Here is a 17,229-nt window from a genome sequence, read left to right as displayed (position 1 = left end):
TTATTATGAATTATTCTCAATCCGTAGAAGCATTGTTCCAACCTGTAGAGTTAGGTCACTTGAAGTTATCCAATCGGATCGTGATGGCGCCGATGACGCGTCAATTTTCTCCGGACGGTATCCCGGGTTCGAATGTTGCGGGCTATTACCGCCGCAGAGCAGAGAACGCAGTGGGGCTTATTGTGACGGAAGGGACAATAATTAATCATCCGGATGCATCCAATCAAGCCAATGTGCCGCACTTTTATGGCGAAGCTGCAATGAATGGTTGGGCACATGTTGTATCTGAAGTACATGAAGCTGGCGGTCGAATTATTCCACAGATCTGGCATATGGGAGCCAAAGGTCATGTTAATGATTATTCGGAAGCTGAGATTGCTACAATCGTTCAGGAATTCGCAAAAGCAGCCTCAGAAGCGAAACGCGTTGGGTTCGATGGTGTTGAAATCCATGGAGCACACGGCTATCTGATCGACCAATTCCTGTATGAGAAAACCAACTCTAGTACCGATCGTTATGGTGGAGACATGATGGCTCGCACACGTTTTGCAGTTGAAGTGATAGAGGCTTGCCGTGAAGTAGTGGGACCGGAATTCCCGATTGTACTGCGTTTATCTCAGTGGAAGACAGATGATTATCAGGCTAAATTGGCTGAAACACCGGAATTACTGGAGCAGCTTCTCGCACCGTTGGTTCAAGCTGGAGTCGATATCTTCCACTGTTCCACACGCCGTTTCTGGGAGCCGGAATTCGAAGGGTCTGATCTGAATTTTGCTGGATGGACCAAAAAACTGACTGGTAAACCGACAATCACTGTTGGATCGATTGGTCTTGATGGTGACTTTACAAGTCTGTTCACAGAAGGTAAAGGCGCAGGTAACGTCGGTATCGAGGGATTGGTACAACGACTTCAGAATGATGAGTTTGATCTGGTTGCTGTAGGCCGTGCTCTTCTAGTCGACCCTGAATGGGTTAAGAAAATTCAAGAAGGACGTACTGATGATCTGGTTCCATTCACAAGAGAGGCGATGACTGTACTTACTTAATTGTAGTTATAATCATTAGGAATATGTATTAATCAAACACACCTTCAAGAGAATGAAACCTTGTCGTAAGATAGGGAGATCATCTTGGAGGTGTGTTTGTAATGCCAACCAGAGTGAGTTATCCGGTGGAATTAAAGATGAAAGCCATAGAAATGAGATTGGCAGAGGATGCAAAAGAAACATCGGAATAAGGTCCTCAACTTCATTATTGCTGGTTCCTTAATTTCTACATCATCACTCAACAACACCACTGCTTGGGGGGAGCTCTCCCTCCGAAAGATCAACGCTTCTGTTCACTGAATTCCCAATGCAAGTGACGATCTATTCATTAGTGCTAAGTGACAACAAGTGTTTTAGATTCTCATCAATAAATTGATTATCGGCACTGTTGATTCCACGACCGGCAAAATGGCCCCAGATCGATTGGATTGGTTTCAAGACAGCATTAGGTATACGCTTAGCTTCGTATTCATTATCGGCCGCAGTGCAGAAGAGATCCGTGCTTCCCGGCATGATACAGGCATAAGCTTTTATGCTCTGAAGTGCTTTATCAAAGTCTCCGTTATAGGAGGGGTTTGCACTGATATCAGCATGTTGGCCTGTCCATAACATGGCTAGAACATTATGCGGATCCATATTCATAAAGCTGTTTTCCCAGACACCAGCTACAAAATCCTCCAATGTGTCAAACCCCATCTCACGGTATAGCTCTTCTCTATAAAACGCATGTGATAGTCCCCATCCTGCATACACCCGACCAACGGCACGCATGTCTGTAGAGCTTAGTTGGTTTAATTTACTTGAGTCGAAGCCGACTGCGGATAGCAATGAAGCTTTCACACCTTCCAGAACCACAAATGTGTGAGGCCAAGGTTTGGCGATGCCTCCGAAAGGTGCGATTCGTTCAACCATCTCCGGGTAACTTGCCCCCCATTGAAATGCCTGAATACCACCCATCGACCACCCGACGACGAGAGCAATCTTTTCAATACCGAATTTTTCGGTCAGCAGTTGGTGCTGGAATCGAACGTTGTCATAGATGGTTACCTGTGGAAAGTTAGCCCGATCGAATGGAGGAGGCGTGTTACTGGGAGAGGAAGAGAGCCCATTGCCCATCAAATTGGGAACGATAATAAAATATTTCTCTGGATCCAGTGCCATCCCGCTGCCAATGAGCCATTCATTCTGAACATGCTGATCTCCAAAAGCCGTTGGATAGACAACAAAATTATCTTTCTGTTCATTTATTTTTCCGTAAGTTTTATAAGCGAGATAAGCGTTTGGTAACGTCACTCCTGATTGTAAGAGTACATCACCCAAATTAAAAATTTCATAATCCATCGTATAGTCGCTCCCTTCAAAATGAAAAACCACATGTTCCCTGTGATCTCTTGTACTCAGTATAGAGCTGTGATACCCTCAATAAAAGTGAATAGAATTCAAGACAGTATTCAATAAAATTGAAAGATGAAGGGGGGGCATGGGATGGAATTGCGTCAACTGAATACGTTTTGTACGGTTGCAAAAACATTGAATTTCACGCGGGCAGCAGAAGTGCTGAGCTACGTTCCTTCCAACGTCACGATGCAAATTAAAGCATTGGAAGATGAGCTAGGTGTTCGCCTCTTTGATCGGTTGAGCAAGCAACTCGCGCTCACAACTGCGGGTAAACGCTTTTTAACACACGCCCAAGGCGTTCTTGAAAAAATGGACGAAGCTCGCAGTGCTGTCCATGATGATGAAAAACTACTAAGTGGTACCTTAACGATAAGTGCGAATGAGGTTATTTGCTCCTATCGGCTTCCACCTGTCTTCCAACGGTTTCGTTCGCAGCATCCGGGAGTTCGCCTAATTTTCCGCTCAGTTCCGAATCAAGAGCTCAAGCAAACGCTCTTTGAGGGAACCACGGATATTGTTTATATGTTGGATGAACCTATTCGCTCGAGTGGACTTTCCGTGGAACCTTTGCTGGAAGAACATTTCCGATTGTTAGCAGCTCCAGATCACCCACTCGCCAAACGAACGGTGCTGCAATTGGAAGATTTCCATGAAGAAGTGTTCCTGACAAATGAGAAGGGTTGTCCCTATCGAACGATGTTTGATCGGTCATTTGAAAAAGAGGGCATTGATAGCATTACATATTTAGAGTTTCAAAGTGCTGAAGCCATTAAACAATGTGCAATTTCAGGAATCGGTATTGCCTTTCTTCCTGAGATCGTCGCGGAATCTGAAGTTGAACGCGGAGAACTTGTTGTCCTCCCATGGCAAGTTCCGGACTTGCAGGTGTATACACAGATGTTGTGGCATAAAGACAAATGGCTTTCACCAATGATGTTATCTTTTATAGAAGCAACCAGGGTAGTGTTTGGTTCACAGAGTGAGAATAAAACCGGATAGCTTATGTACGAGACATCAAACTGTTAAGTACAGTAAAACGCTGTTGAAAGTGAGGAGACATTGTTTATTCAGATCCATTCACAAATTTGTTCATATATGATGAACTGGAGTATGATGGGGGAAGGCGATGCTGATAATTAACATATAATCAATGCCAAGTATAGAGTGTAATTTGATATCGGTCTAAAGCTTTTGGACCCGGCTATACAACACCATACTTCCTTGAAGGGGGACATCTGTTTTGGATGAGCAGTTTCTAGATTTATTGGCCGAGAAATATGATACGGAAGAAAAAATTATAACAGAGATCATCAACCTTGAAGCGATCTCCAATCTCCCGAAGGGAACCGAGCATTTTGTCAGTGATTTGCATGGGGAGTTTCAGGCTTTTCAGCATGTACTAAGAAACGGTTCGGGTACCGTCAAAGAGAAAATCAAAGAATTATTCCGGGAGGTTTGGACGGATCAAGAAATCAATGATTTTGCGGCGTTGGTTTATTACCCGGAAGAAAAAATACAGCTGGTTATAGGGGAACTGAGCAATAAACAGGCTTTGAACCAGTGGTATAGACTAACAATTGAACACATGCTTAAGCTTATTTCTTATGCCTCTTCCAAGTATACACGCTCGAAATTGCGTAAAGCTCTGCCAGAGCAGTATGTATATATTGTAGAAGAGCTTCTATACAAGACGGATTCGACCAACAATAAGGATCCTTATTACGAGGAAATATATCGGCAAATTATATCCTTGGGCCAGGCGGACAATCTCATTATCGGCCTTGCTTATACGACACAGCGCCTGGTGGTTGACCATCTTCATGTGGTTGGAGATATCTATGACCGGGGGCCGTACCCCGATAAAATTATGGATACGCTGATCAACTACCATTCTGTAGACATACAGTGGGGGAACCATGATGTCCTCTGGATCGGAGCCTACGCAGGTTCTCTGGTCTGCCTTGCGAATATTATTCGGATCTGCGCCAGATACGATAATCTGGACATCATTGAAGATGTATACGGAATCAATCTGCGCCCATTGCTAAACCTGGCGGAGAAATATTATGATGACAATCCGTCCTTCAGACCTAAGTTACAGGCTGGCCATAATGTATCGGAGCAGGAAATTCTGCAGATTACCAAAATTCACCAAGCCATTGCCATGATTCAGTTTAAACTTGAAAGCCCGATTATCAAGAGACGCCCATACTTTAATATGTCTGAAAGACTTTTGCTGGAGCAGATTGATTACGACAACAATGAAATCAACATCTGCGGTAAAACGTACCTGCTGGAAAACACCTGTTTTGCAACCGTAAATCCGCAGAAGCCTGAACAATTGCTGGAGGAAGAACGCCAGGTAATGGAAAAGCTGCTGTTTTCCGTTCAGCATTCCGAAAAGATGGCCAGACATATGAATTTCCTCATGAAAAAGGGTAGCCTTTATTTAAAATACAACGGGAATTTGTTAATCCACGGCTGTATTCCTTTGGATGAAGAAGGAAATATGGAAGAAATGCAGATTGAAGACAAGACATATGCGGGCCGTCAATTGCTTGATGTTTTTGAAGATTATTTACGTTACGCCTTTGCGCATCCGGAAGAGACAGAAGATCTGGCGACGGATATGGTATGGTACATCTGGACAGGGGAATGCTCCTCGCTCTTTGGAAAGAGAGAAATGACCACTTTTGAACGGTACTTTATCCAAGATAAAGAAGCACATAAGGAGAGAAAGAATCCGTACTACCATTTACGTGAAAATGAAGAGATCTGTCGAAAAATCATGCAGGAGTTTGATATGAATCCAGATCATGGACATGTCATTAACGGCCACACACCAGTCAAAGAAATTAGTGGAGAGAGCCCTGTTAAAGCAAACGGCAAAATGATCGTGATTGACGGCGGTTTTTCCAAAGCCTATCAATCCACAACGGGCATTGCCGGATATACCTTGTTGTACAATTCCTTTGGCATGCAGCTCGTCGCCCATAAGAAATTCAACTCAAAAGAAGATGTCTTATGTAACGGAACGGACGTGTTATCTCTAAAAAGATTGGTGGACAAAGAACTGGCGCGGAAACTGGTAAGGGAAACCAATGTCGGGGAACAGCTGTTGCAGAAAATTTCAAATTTGAAGGATCTATTAGACTATCGCTACATGAAATGAAACGATTCCTAAAAATACACACCTGGATCAACCGTTTGAGTGCAATTTGACGTAGACGCTCGTATTGGGCAGGGAAGTAAGAATACCCTGCCTGTGCGAGCCTTTCTTTTGTAACAGTGCGATTTAACAACAAACTTTATGACATACAATTGAACTAACGGCGGATTTTCAATTGGTGGAGGGAAGAAAGATATGGACTACAATTCACGGAATGAAGCGGTTTTTGAGACGAAACGGTTCCGTAACTGTACCATAGCGGCGGGTCGTCGTCATACCGTTGCTCTTAAATCTGACGGAACAGTAACAGCTGTGGGTGATAATAAATATGGTCAATGTAAGGTAAGCGATTGGTGCGATGTCGTCGCAGTTGCAGCGGGTAATGTTCATATGGCTACGAATACCGGTAATGCCCATACCGTTGGTCTTAAATCTGATGGTACGGTAACAGCTATAGGTTGGAATAAGCATGACCAATGTAATGTAAGCGAATGGCGCGATATTGTAACCGTTTCGGCAGGTTGGTGCCGTACGGTTGGGGTTAAATCAGATGGCACGGTGGTTGCGGTGGGGCGAAATAATGAAGGGGAATGCAACGTGAGCAGCTGGCGCGATATTGTATCGGTCACTACGGGTGACTGGCATACAGTTGGTCTAAAATTAGACGGAACGGTAACAGCAGTTGGTAACAATAAGTATAACCAATGTAGCATAAACGACTGGAGCGACATATTGGCTGTTTCGGCGGGGTATCTTCATACGATTGGGCTTAAATCAGATGGCACGGTAGTGGCTGTGGGTAGAAATAATGAAGGCGAATGCGACGTAAGCGGTTGGCGCGATATTGTAGCAGTTGCAGCAGGGAGTTATCATACCGTTGGTCTTAAGTCCGATGGTACGATGGTTGCTGTGGGTTCGAATAAACATCACCAATGCGATGTAAGTGCCTGGTACGGAATTAGAGCTGTTTCGGCGGGGTGTGCCCATACGATTGGACTGAAATCGGATGGTACGATGGTTGCTGTGGGTGATAATGATTATGGACAATGTGATGTAAGCGGATGGAGTAACATTCAACCATAAATAAAGGAATTTTATATCGAGGGACAAGATCATGGTCCCATTGAAGTCGCTATTTTAGCGGCTTTTTTGTTTTACTAAATAAAATGCGATGTGGCGAGATAAAAGCAGTTGTTAAGCTGACAATTATATATTCGATGAATAAATTTAAAAGTTCGTTAACATATGCGAAAACGGCGGAAGCTTTAATATAGCTTTCTTCAGTTAGACAAAGCACAAAAGTAACATCAATTGTCATTTATTTGATCGTTATTTATTTATTGAATCATTCCGAAATTCTGATTTATGGAAAATAAATAATACGAATCCATACCATTTTTCTATTTTTATATTTAAAATACGATGTTATTCATCATTTTACGATATGCAATGACTACATTTACAAAATCCATCATTTACAAAAATTACAAAATTGATTATAGTATATTCAACAAGCTTTTCAACTAATTCAATCGTTGTTTCGGCACGTTGAAGATAGGAAAATGCACATATAATGATAGTTATGCGTTAAATTATAACCTTCTGTCCCTGATCAACGGGGATAGCGGAGTTTATTTGATATGTCTATTGATGTGCTTGTAAGGAGGTGCTCAGACTGAGCGATTCCGTTGTTTTTATGTTTTCTGGACAAGGATCGCAGTATCCGCAGATGGGGAAGGATCTGTTTGAGCAGGATGCATTGTTCAGGGAAACGATGCTTGCGCTGGATCAAACGGTGTTGGAATGCGGGGGCGAGTCAATCGTCCAGTATATGTACGGCGATTCGTCAACCGATGAGGACCGCTTCGAACGTACCATTCTGTCGCATCCCGCCATCTATATGGTGGAATATGCACTTGCCCAATCGTTATTGACGCGTGGCGTGATCCCTGATTACGTCCTTGGCAGCAGCCTCGGGGAATTTGCCGCCGCTGCCATTGCGGGCGTATTCAGTGCAAAAGATGGCTTGCGCTGTGTTATGAAGCAGGCAATACGATTCGAGCAACATTGCCCTTCTGGCGCGATGTTAGCGATATTGGGAGATGCATCTCTATATCCGGAACTTCCGGAAATTGAATATTGTACCTTGGTGTCCGTCAATTATGACGGGCATTTTGTTATTTCCGGACCGGTGCATGCACTGACAAAAGCACAGGAGTGGCTCACATCGCATGCTGTGCTAAGTCAGATGCTCCCGGTTTCATTTGCCTATCATTCTCAATGGATTGATAGCGCAGAAGCAGCATACACGGCGGATTTGCAGGCATTTACATTTGCCGCCCCTCACATACCGTTAATCTCCTGTATGACTGGAGGGGAGGCTGCCCGAATTGCACAAAATCACTTCTGGCAGGTTGCACGAAAACCAATTCTCTTTCGCGAAGCAATACAAAAGCTTGAATCTGCCGGACCGCATCACTATATCGATATCAGTCCGGGCGGTACGCTTGCAGGTTTTGTGAAGCGGCTTGCAGACAAACAAGCTTCATCAGCGGCGGTCGTGTTGTTATCTCCCTTTTACAGGGATAAGGAACAATTGGAGAGCGTGGCCAGGCAATATCAACAGCCGTCCATGAACATTCAGAGGGGAGAGCAGACCATGAGGGCTTATGTATTTCCAGGGCAAGGCTCGCAGTTCAAGGGCATGGGGCACGACGTTTGGAATCTTTATCCGGACCTGGTCCGCACCGCAGATGAAATATTGGGATATTCCATACGCGAGCTGTGTCTTGAGGACCCCGGAGACCGACTCAAACGTACGGAATACACCCAGCCGGCCCTGTACACCGTGAATGCCCTGATGTACTACAGGGAGCTTGAGCAACAGGGGAAGCCGGACTATGTAGCGGGACACAGTTTGGGTGAATTTAATGCGTTGCTGGCTGCAGGCGTGTTTGATTTTGCAACCGGACTACGTATCGTCCAGTTCCGCGGTGAATTAATGGGAAGAGCAGAGGGCGGTGGGATGGCAGCTGTGATCGGGCTGCATTCGGATGTTGTCGGTAAGATTCTTGCGCAGCATGGCCTTGACCACTTGGATATCGCCAATATGAACAGTCCCAGTCAGATCGTTATTTCGGGTCCGCAGGACTTGCTAGTCCAGGCGAAGTCTGTGTTTGAGCAGGAAGGTGCATCCAATTACGTCATCTTGAATGTGAGCGGCGCATTTCACTCCAGATATATGGAAGCAGCCAAGCAGCAATTTGCTGCTTATCTCAAGCAATTTCAGTTTGCTGCCCCGACGCTATCCGTTATTTCCAATGTTGGGGCAAGACCCTATACAATCGATCATCTGCAACACAACATGGTGGAGCAGTTGACGTCCTCCGTGCAATGGACTGATACCATTCGATATCTGATGGGAAAAGGGGTTAACGACATTGTACAGATTGGACCCGGGACCGCTCTAAGCAAACTCGTAAAGGCTATCCAGGCTCAGGCTCAGCCACTTTTTGTGGAGAAATTATCGGTTGAACCGCCTCCGGCTTCAACCGCAGTGATAAAGGACGTACCTAAGGATGTATCAATGGGAGTGTCTGAGACCGCTGCCCATCCGTTCAGCAGCTCGCAGCGTTTCCAATCTGAACGGATGGGCAGCGCTGAATTCAGGCAGGATTATGGTGCCAGGCTGGCGTACGTTGCGGGAGGCATGTTCGGCGGCATTTCATCTGTGGCGATGATCACAACACTTGCAAAAGCGGGTATGGTCGGCTTTCTTGGAACAGGTGGACTGCGCGCTAAAGAAGTGGAAGAGGCGGTGATGTCCATCCGTCAAGAATTGCCTGTCCAACATTGCTGGGGATTAAATGTGCTTCATGATCCTCTCCACCCTCAGCGCGAGGAAGAGATGATCAAGTTAATGCTTAGATTGGGCCTGAACAAGATGGAAGCAAAAGGATTTCTGGGCATGTCTCCTGCACTTGTCCACTATCGGGTCAAAGGAATCTATCGCAGATCCGATGGTACTGTGGCTTCATCTCATCTTCTTCTCGCCAAATGCTCTCGTCCAGAGGTGGCAGAGCTGTTTATGAGTCCAGCTCCGCAACATATGTTGGACCAATTGCTGGTGGAAGGACGTATTTCCGCTGAACAGGCCCAATTGGCGCGGCAATTGCCGATGGCGGATGACATCTGTGCAGAAGCCGATTGTGCCGGATATACCGATGGTGCAGTATCCATGACCCTCCTCCCTGCCATGCTGTCCCTGCGCAATCAGATGATGAAAAAACATGGCTACGCCAAAACAATCCGGGTCGGTGCAGCTGGAGGTATTGGTACACCCCAGGCGGCTGCGGCAGTATTTGTCATGGGGGCGGATTTTATTCTGACCGGCTCAATTAATCAATGTACGGTCGAAGCCAATACTAGCCAACTCGTAAAGGAACTGCTTCAGCAAATTAACGTACAGGATACCGGATATGCGCCCGCAGCAGGCATGTTTGAACTGGGAGGCAAGGTACAGGTGCTGAAGAAAGGTGTTTATTTTCCTGCGCGTGCTAACAAACTGCATGAACTGTATCGCCAGTACGACAGCATCGACGAGATCGATGAGAAAACAAAAACAAGGCTTCAGGAGCAGTATTTCAAAAGGAGCTTTGACAGCATTTATGCGGAGATGGAATCCACTCTTACGACCCAGGAGAGAGCACTTGCCGAACGTAGTCCCAAGGCCAGAATGGCCGTTATTTTCAAGTGGTATCTGGAGCACTCCGCCAAACTGGCGCTTCAGGGGGATGAGAATCATCAGCACAGGGTGGACTTTCAGGTATATTGTGGTCCGGCACTCGGTGCTTTTAATCAGTGGGTACAAGGAACAACGCTCGAATCCTGGACACAGCGCCATGTGCATCTGATCGGAGAGAAGTTAATGGAAGAAACAGCCCAGCTGCTTAACGAAAGCCTGCTTCAACTGGTATAAAACGGCCCAGCACAATTAGATGCGCAGTGAGACAAGCCAATAAGGAGGAATCGAATGGATATTGAAAGTGAAGTGCTTATTGTGGGGGCAGGCATTGCAGGCGTGGCGCTGGCACTGGCCATGGGCAGAAAAGGTCGACAGGTGGTGTTGATTGAACGCTCAAAACAATTTCCCAACATTCCCAAAGGTGATTTTCTCCAACCGGTAACGATCGATCTGCTGGACAAGCTTGGCGTTCTTCCTGAAGTAACCAAACACTGCGCTCATGTAGCACGGGTAAACTACGGCACGCTTGGGGGTATCAACTGTTTTACGGGTAGCTATGAAGAAATGGACATACCTGTGCGTTATGCATTGAACGGGGACCATCACCACATTCATCAAAGCCTGTTTAATGCCATTGAGGAAATGCCCAACGTACGCTTCTACCCCGGCATGAACGCAGGAAAACTGTTGTTCACCGATCATTATGTGAGCGGAATCGAAGCAGATTCCGCGGGCAAAACGGTACGCATCGGCAGCAAAATCCTTGTCGGGTCAGACGGCATCAAGTCCAAAATTCGTGATCAGCTGGGGCTTAAATATCACCTTTATCCTTATGAGGAAAAGATGGCAAAAATGTTCGCTTTTACTTTTCACGATGTCACACATACCAGGGAAGAGGCCAGCTTTTTCTTTGGCGAAGGTGTAAGCTGCGGAGTATTTCCTTTGCCCGGCCAAAGGCTAAGGATCTACCTAGCTTTGCGAAAGGATATATGGCAGCGCATCCGGGAGGACGGTATCGAATCGCTGCGCGGCATGCTGCTGTCTCTCTGTCCGCACTTGCAACAAGAAATAACGCAGATCGTGGATTTCAAACAGGTTCAGTCCATTCCGGCCTATTATCTGCATACCGAAAAATGGGCGATTAACGGCGCTGTTCTGCTAGGAGATGCATGTCATGCTCTAAGTCCGGCACTGGGACAGGGTATGAATCTGGCGATTCAGGGTGCTGTCGAACTGTCGAATACGTTGGAAGAAGCGCTCATTACCGATGACTACTCAGAACGTCAGCTTCGCCTGTATGAGAAAAAAAGAAGGAAATATGTGCGTCTCATCCAGCGCAACAGCACAGCTCATACCTATTGCTGGTTTGTGAAGAACCGCGCCTTTGTAACACTTCGCAATGCTGCTTTTCGTCGAATCGGCAAGTGTCCCAATCTGCTGAAGGAACAAATGCTGACTACGTCGGGATACAGTGACAAACCACCGTCATTCTCACACATGCTGCGCTTTGCGGGAATTATGAAGCCCTGATGAGATGAAAGGTCAGTATGCCGATACCAAAGGAGGGAGACATTCAGATGGGAAGCAAAAGGATAGAAATTGCCGTTGTGGGTATGGCCTGCCGTTTCCCGGGAGCCAGCGGATATGATTCATTTTGGGAAAACCTGATTCAAGGCCGCAATTCCATCTCTCAGATTCCCCCGGAACGCTGGGACTTGGAGCAGTTTTATTCGTCAAACTCGAATGACACAGGCAAAACCTCAAGCAAATGGTGCGGGTTGGTGGAAGGAGCATATGATTTTGACCACAGCTTTTTTAACATTTCCCCGCGCGAGGCTGCGAGCATGGACCCACAGCAGCGTTTGCTTCTCGAAGATACATGGCATTGCATCGAGGATTCAGGCGTTTCTCTGTCGGAGCTTCAGCAGAAGGTGACAGCTGTTTATACCGGCGTGATGACAGCGGGTTATCTGCAGCAAATGGAAGCCTCACAGGCGGACAGTTATGCCTGTCTTGGCAATTATGAGAGCTTGCTTGCGAACCGGATATCCTACGCGTTTAATTTAACTGGCATGAGCCTGCCGATTAATGCGGCCTGCGCTTCCTCACTCGTGGCTATTCACGAGGCGAGACGTGCCCTGATTCTGGGAGAATGTGATTATGCCTTGGCTTCTGCCGTGAATTTGAATCTCGACCCGCTCAAATATGTTTCCTTTTCCCAATCAAGAATGTTAAGTCCCACAGGGCAGTGCAAAACATTTGACCAGAGCGCGGACGGATACGTCCCGGGAGACGGGGTTGCTGTATTGCTTCTGCAGCGATTGGAGGAAGCCGTCGAGCAAGGGAATACGGTTTATGGCATCATTAAAGGCTCTGCTGTCAACCACACGGGGAAAAGTTTGTCCATTACGGCACCTCGCATGGAGGCACAGCGTGATGTCATCTTGGCTGCGTGGAAGGCTGCAGATATCGATCCTCGCACTATTACCTATATTGAAGCACACGGGACTGGCACCTCGCTGGGGGACCCGATTGAGGTCGAAGCATTAACTCAGGCATTTCGGCACTATACCCCGGATCGGTCATTCTGTAAGATTGGATCGGTTAAAACGAACATCGGTCATCTGGAGAGTGCAGCGGGCATAGCTGGTCTTATTAAAGTGATGATGATGATGAAACATCGGAAAATTCCGGCCTCTCTTCATGTGAAGACACTGAATCCGATGATTCCTTTTTCGCGTACCCCGCTGGAGGTTGCACGGAAACAAGAGACTTGGCACAGTCAGGAGCAGGGACAGCCTTTGCGCGCAGGGATCAGTTCATTCGGTTTCGGAGGTGTAAACGCCCATGTTGTGGTCGAACACTACGAACCGGCTGCTAAACCCTCTGTACCCTCCAAGCGATCCTTCCAGCAGGATTCCAAAGAGCCCTCCCGATTATTTCTGCTGTCTGCCAAGTCGGAAGCGAGCTTGCAGGAGCATGTCGCAGATTGGCAACAGTGGTTCGACAGGCATTCTAATGCGGAAGATACACTACGGGCTATCAGCCTGTCGCTGCTTAAAGGCAGAGAGCAATTCAAATATCGGTTTGGCGGATGGGCTCATACCCAGGAAGAGCTCAGGACATTGCTGAATTCCGACTGTTACGGCAGCCCGCAAATTGGAGTATCCGCAAGGTATCTGAACATTCAGAGTCCCACATGGGAGGGATACGCCCAATTGAAATGCTCTGGACATACGTCTCAGTTATTACTGCGTAAGGCAGAAAGGCAAATCGAGGCAGCATTAAAAGCAAACGGCATGAGGGAAGAATGGGAAGACTTGATGACAGGGTACTATCAGGATACGTGGCATGAAGATCGGCGAGAGCTGTATTGTTTTATAGCCGGATATGTTCATGCTGCTTCCTTGATTCAACTGGGATTTGCCCCTCGGTGGATTCAGGGAACAGGGATTGGCATGCTGATTGCATGGGTCATTGGAGGTCACATTTCTGTTGAAGATATGATCTCCGTTCTGCTCAAGCAGAAGCGTGCCGAAGACGTGAGACTGTGCAGCCCCATATGGCCTGTCATGCAAGAGGGAAGCTCATCCCCAATCATGCCCTTTGCTTTTGATGATTCCTATGTACATGATTTGATTCAATCTGTACGGATCGTGGAGGAACAGGCTTACGACGGGTTCCGAGACGAATTGATGGATCGTGCGTTTCGTTTATACACCCATCAATATACGTTCAGGAACTACATAAATGAATGGAATGACGAATGGCAGGAGAGCACGGGAACAACCATGCCATGGCAGTTGCAACCAACGTCTGAAAGCAGCAGTACAAGCGAATCTTTCCGTTCCACGTCGGCTGTGTTATGCATTGCAGTCATGGATGCACTGCGCAGGGTGAAACGAAAGTGGCAGCTTCAGGTATCTGAAGAGTCAGACATTCCGGCTGTACAGGAACTGCTTGATCTTCTGGCGGATCAGGTTATTACCCGGAGAGACATTATCAAGATGTTGTTAAACGAGACAGGGGAACATCATGAACTTTCACGGATCACAGCGCAGTTAAACCAGAATTCCGGACTCATGCTGCGAAAACGCGCATACACACTCATTCGTCAGCATCAACAGGGGACAGGTGGAATGCACAACGCAGTCCAATTTCTACATGACTTCCTTCAACCCGGAAGTGAAAATGAAAAAGATCGCAACATTCCTCTACCTCATTCAGAAAACGGCTTTGATTGGATGAAGCAGGCGGAACAAGAAGCAGAAGAAGTGAGCTTGGAATTACCATTTCACGAAAATGTACTGCGATTATGGCTGTCGGGCATGGAGCTCGATATGCGTCAGTTTGCGGAAGAGGAGCCTTATCAGAAAATACGATTGCCATGTTATGCATTTCAAAGAAAAACATTCCGTTGGTCTGCCAACTTGGGTAGAAAAGCGAAGGATTCCTTCCAAGAAACGAAAAGCAAAAAAGAATATGATCGGCTTCATCCAATGCTTCACCGCAATCTTTCGGCTAATCAGGACACAAGATTCCGTTCAGACTTTACAGGGCATGAATTTTTTCTCAACGATCATCGAGTTCGGGGGCAACGGGTACTTCCAGGTGTGGCTTATCTGGAGATGGCCCGCATGGCTTTGCACAGTGTAAACGAATCGCCCTCTTCCTCCTTTGCAGCGTTCCAGATTAAGAATGCAGCCTGGACAAGTCCGATTTTCGTAGATGAACATCCGATTGAGGTATCTGTTCAACTACATTACGAAGACGCGGAACGGGGAATCCTGCGATATGAAATCAGTGAAGTAGGCAGCGAAGCCCCAGATCGTCTGAGCTGCGGCACAGGCCGCGTCGCCCTGAATTCGTTGGCCCCTGTTGATCGTCTTGATATTTCGTCTCTGATTGCGACAATGCGAGAGGAGAGTTTGTTGGATCATGAGACCATCTATGACCGCTTGCGAGAACAAGGGCTGGAGTATGGACCAGGTCATCAGCCGATTAAGCGAATGTACATCAGTTCGGGTCAGGCTCTGGCACATCTGAACATCCCTTCCCATATAGAGCATACATTGGGCGATTATGCGTTACATCCTAGCATGATGGATGGGGCCTTGCAGACAGCGATGTTATTGCTTGACGATAACGCGGCCCCTCAGGATCAAGAGAAGGGAACGAAGCTTCCTTTTTATATGGAAGAAATGGATTGTTTATTACCGTGTACACCGGAGATGTGGGTGCATGTGCGTTTCAGTGATGGTTGTCCAATCGGAGGGAACGTGGCGAAGCTGGACATGGATCTAATAGATGCCGAAGGAACCGTCTGTGTCCGGATTCGGAATTACATGTGCCGCAGCATGCCGGGAGAGAAGAGGCAGCAGCACGTGATGCAGGATACGGAGCGGGCAACGATTACCAGAGATTTGCACGAAGATTTCCCACCTGGTACAGAGTTGCTGGCTCCGGTGTGGAATGTGCTTCCATCGGAGAAAGACAGCAGGATTTCTTTGGAGAGTCTCAGAACGGCCCTCATTGTTGCAGAGACAGTAGAGATGAGCGGATACCTTGATGAGGTCACACAGCAATATCCGGGAGCTTCGCTGATATTGCTGAAGCCTGGCGAAACTGTGGAGCAAATGGCCCAAGAACTGGAAAACTGCGGACAGTTTGACCATCTGGTGTGGGTTTCGGGGTTGGGCAACGCAGAAGGGAAGAATGCCAGCGCGATCACTCAGAGCCAGGAGGAAGGCGTGATTATTGTATTCAGTTTGGTCAAAAGTCTATTGCAGCTAGGGTATGACAGAATCCCTCTCCAATGGACCGTAGTTACTTTTAGTGCCATAGCCATTCATGCCCAGGATGAAGTACATCCGCTCCATGCAAGCATACATGGCTTTCTCGGTTCTTTGGCCAAAGAATACAAAAACTGGACGTTCCGGGTAGTTGATCTTGATTTTGCAGATCGAAGTCTGCCAGCGCTGAGCGACATGCCCATTGTGCCTGAGAACTCTTGGAGCAATCTGACGGTCTTTCGGGCCAAACAGTGGCATCGCTGCGAATTGCTGCCTGTTAAGCTGCCTTCCATCCAGCAATCGGCTTATCGTCACGGCGGCGTATATGTCGTTATAGGCGGTGCTGGCGGATTGGGGAAAGTATGGAGCGAGTATATGATTAGTCGCTACAACGCTCAGATCATTTGGATCGGACGAACACCGCTCAACCCCGAGATTATAAAAGAGCAGGAGAGGCTTGCTCTGACAGGCCCGGCTCCAGAATATATATCAGCAGATGCAGGCAGTCCTGAGGCTTTGCATGAGGCTTACAGGTTAATCAAACAACGCCATGGAACCATTCATGGTGTAATTCATGCTGCCATTGCACTCAGGGACAGCAGTGTAATGAAAATGGACTTGCCACAATTCAATGAAGGATTATATGCAAAAGTCAACGTATGCGCGGGAATGATCGAGGTATTTGAGAAGGAATCGCTTGATTTTATGCTGTTTTTCTCCTCCATCAATGCGTTTGCCACACCTGCCGGACAAAGCAATTATACGGCAGGGTGTACATTCAAGGACTCATTCGCCCAGTGGCTTCATCGTTATCTTCGTTACCCTGTTAAAACCATGAATTGGGGGTATTGGGGAAGCACCGGAACGGTGGCTTATTCAGCTTATCGTGAGCGGATGACCAAACAGGGCATTGGCTCGATAGAGCCTCCCGAAGCGATGGCTGCGCTGGAACTGCTTCTGGCCAGTTCACTTCCTCAACTGGGATTGGTCAAAATCATTGGTGAGGCAAAGCCATACGCGATCAGCGAGCAAGAATTCATGACAGTATATTAGGCATGAAACGTGTAATCCAACAGGAGG

At 47.0% G+C, this 17,229-nt stretch carries 8 protein-coding genes; 7 read left to right on the top strand and 1 reads right to left on the bottom strand.

Annotated elements, in window-relative coordinates:
- Nucleotides 1-5 precede the first annotated feature (5 nt).
- On the top strand, nt 6-1,046 hold the full coding sequence (locus J2Z28_RS18970) for an NADH:flavin oxidoreductase (protein WP_211083682.1): 1,041 nt from the start codon (nt 6-8) through the stop codon (nt 1,044-1,046).
- Between the two features lie 321 nt (nt 1,047-1,367).
- Here the strand turns inward: J2Z28_RS18970 and J2Z28_RS18965 are convergent, their stop codons facing one another.
- Nucleotides 1,368-2,387: an alpha/beta fold hydrolase gene (locus J2Z28_RS18965; RefSeq protein ID WP_211083680.1), complete on the bottom strand. Its 1,020-nt coding sequence runs from the start codon at nt 2,385-2,387 to the stop codon at nt 1,368-1,370.
- A 144-nt stretch (nt 2,388-2,531) separates the two neighbouring features.
- Between J2Z28_RS18965 and J2Z28_RS18960 the strand changes: the two genes are divergently transcribed.
- From J2Z28_RS18960 to J2Z28_RS18935, 6 genes are all read left to right on the top strand, one after another.
- Entirely contained in the window at nt 2,532-3,443 is a 912-nt protein-coding gene (locus J2Z28_RS18960; RefSeq protein ID WP_211083678.1) for a LysR family transcriptional regulator, read from the top strand.
- Between the two features lie 241 nt (nt 3,444-3,684).
- A complete protein-coding gene (locus tag J2Z28_RS18955) occupies nt 3,685-5,616 on the top strand; it encodes a fructose-1,6-bisphosphatase (protein ID WP_211083676.1) in 1,932 nt (643 codons plus the stop codon).
- 192 nt (nt 5,617-5,808) lie between these two features.
- Nucleotides 5,809-6,696, top strand: coding sequence for an RCC1 domain-containing protein (locus tag J2Z28_RS18950; protein WP_211083674.1), 888 nt, complete (start codon nt 5,809-5,811; stop codon nt 6,694-6,696).
- 613 nt (nt 6,697-7,309) lie between these two features.
- Entirely contained in the window at nt 7,310-10,591 is a 3,282-nt protein-coding gene (gene fabD, locus J2Z28_RS18945; RefSeq protein ID WP_211083721.1) for an ACP S-malonyltransferase, read from the top strand.
- A 54-nt stretch (nt 10,592-10,645) separates the two neighbouring features.
- Entirely contained in the window at nt 10,646-11,887 is a 1,242-nt protein-coding gene (locus J2Z28_RS18940; RefSeq protein WP_211083672.1) for an FAD-dependent oxidoreductase, read from the top strand.
- Nucleotides 11,888-11,934: 47 nt separating this feature from the next.
- Nucleotides 11,935-17,202, top strand: a complete 5,268-nt coding sequence (locus tag J2Z28_RS18935) for an SDR family NAD(P)-dependent oxidoreductase (protein ID WP_211083670.1) — start codon at nt 11,935-11,937, stop codon at nt 17,200-17,202.
- Nucleotides 17,203-17,229 lie beyond the last annotated feature (27 nt).

The sequence above is a fragment of the Paenibacillus xylanexedens genome (assembly GCF_017874615.1).
GTDB lineage: Bacteria > Bacillota > Bacilli > Paenibacillales > Paenibacillaceae > Paenibacillus > Paenibacillus xylanexedens.
The sequence above is the reverse complement of the archived record's forward strand: the minus strand, read 5'-3'. Positions and strand labels throughout refer to the sequence as shown.

What these genes read in the sequence shown, in the direction of transcription:
- J2Z28_RS18970 (WP_211083682.1), top strand. Translation starts at nt 6, where the DNA reads ATGAATTATTCTCAATCCGTAGAAGCATTGTTCCAACCTGTAGAGTTA.
- J2Z28_RS18965 (WP_211083680.1), bottom strand. Translation starts at nt 2,387, where the DNA reads ATGGATTATGAAATTTTTAATTTGGGTGATGTACTCTTACAATCAGGA.
- J2Z28_RS18960 (WP_211083678.1), top strand. Translation starts at nt 2,532, where the DNA reads ATGGAATTGCGTCAACTGAATACGTTTTGTACGGTTGCAAAAACATTG.
- J2Z28_RS18950 (WP_211083674.1), top strand. Translation starts at nt 5,809, where the DNA reads ATGGACTACAATTCACGGAATGAAGCGGTTTTTGAGACGAAACGGTTC.
- fabD (WP_211083721.1), top strand. Translation starts at nt 7,310, where the DNA reads ATGTTTTCTGGACAAGGATCGCAGTATCCGCAGATGGGGAAGGATCTG.
- J2Z28_RS18940 (WP_211083672.1), top strand. Translation starts at nt 10,646, where the DNA reads ATGGATATTGAAAGTGAAGTGCTTATTGTGGGGGCAGGCATTGCAGGC.
- J2Z28_RS18935 (WP_211083670.1), top strand. Translation starts at nt 11,935, where the DNA reads ATGGGAAGCAAAAGGATAGAAATTGCCGTTGTGGGTATGGCCTGCCGT.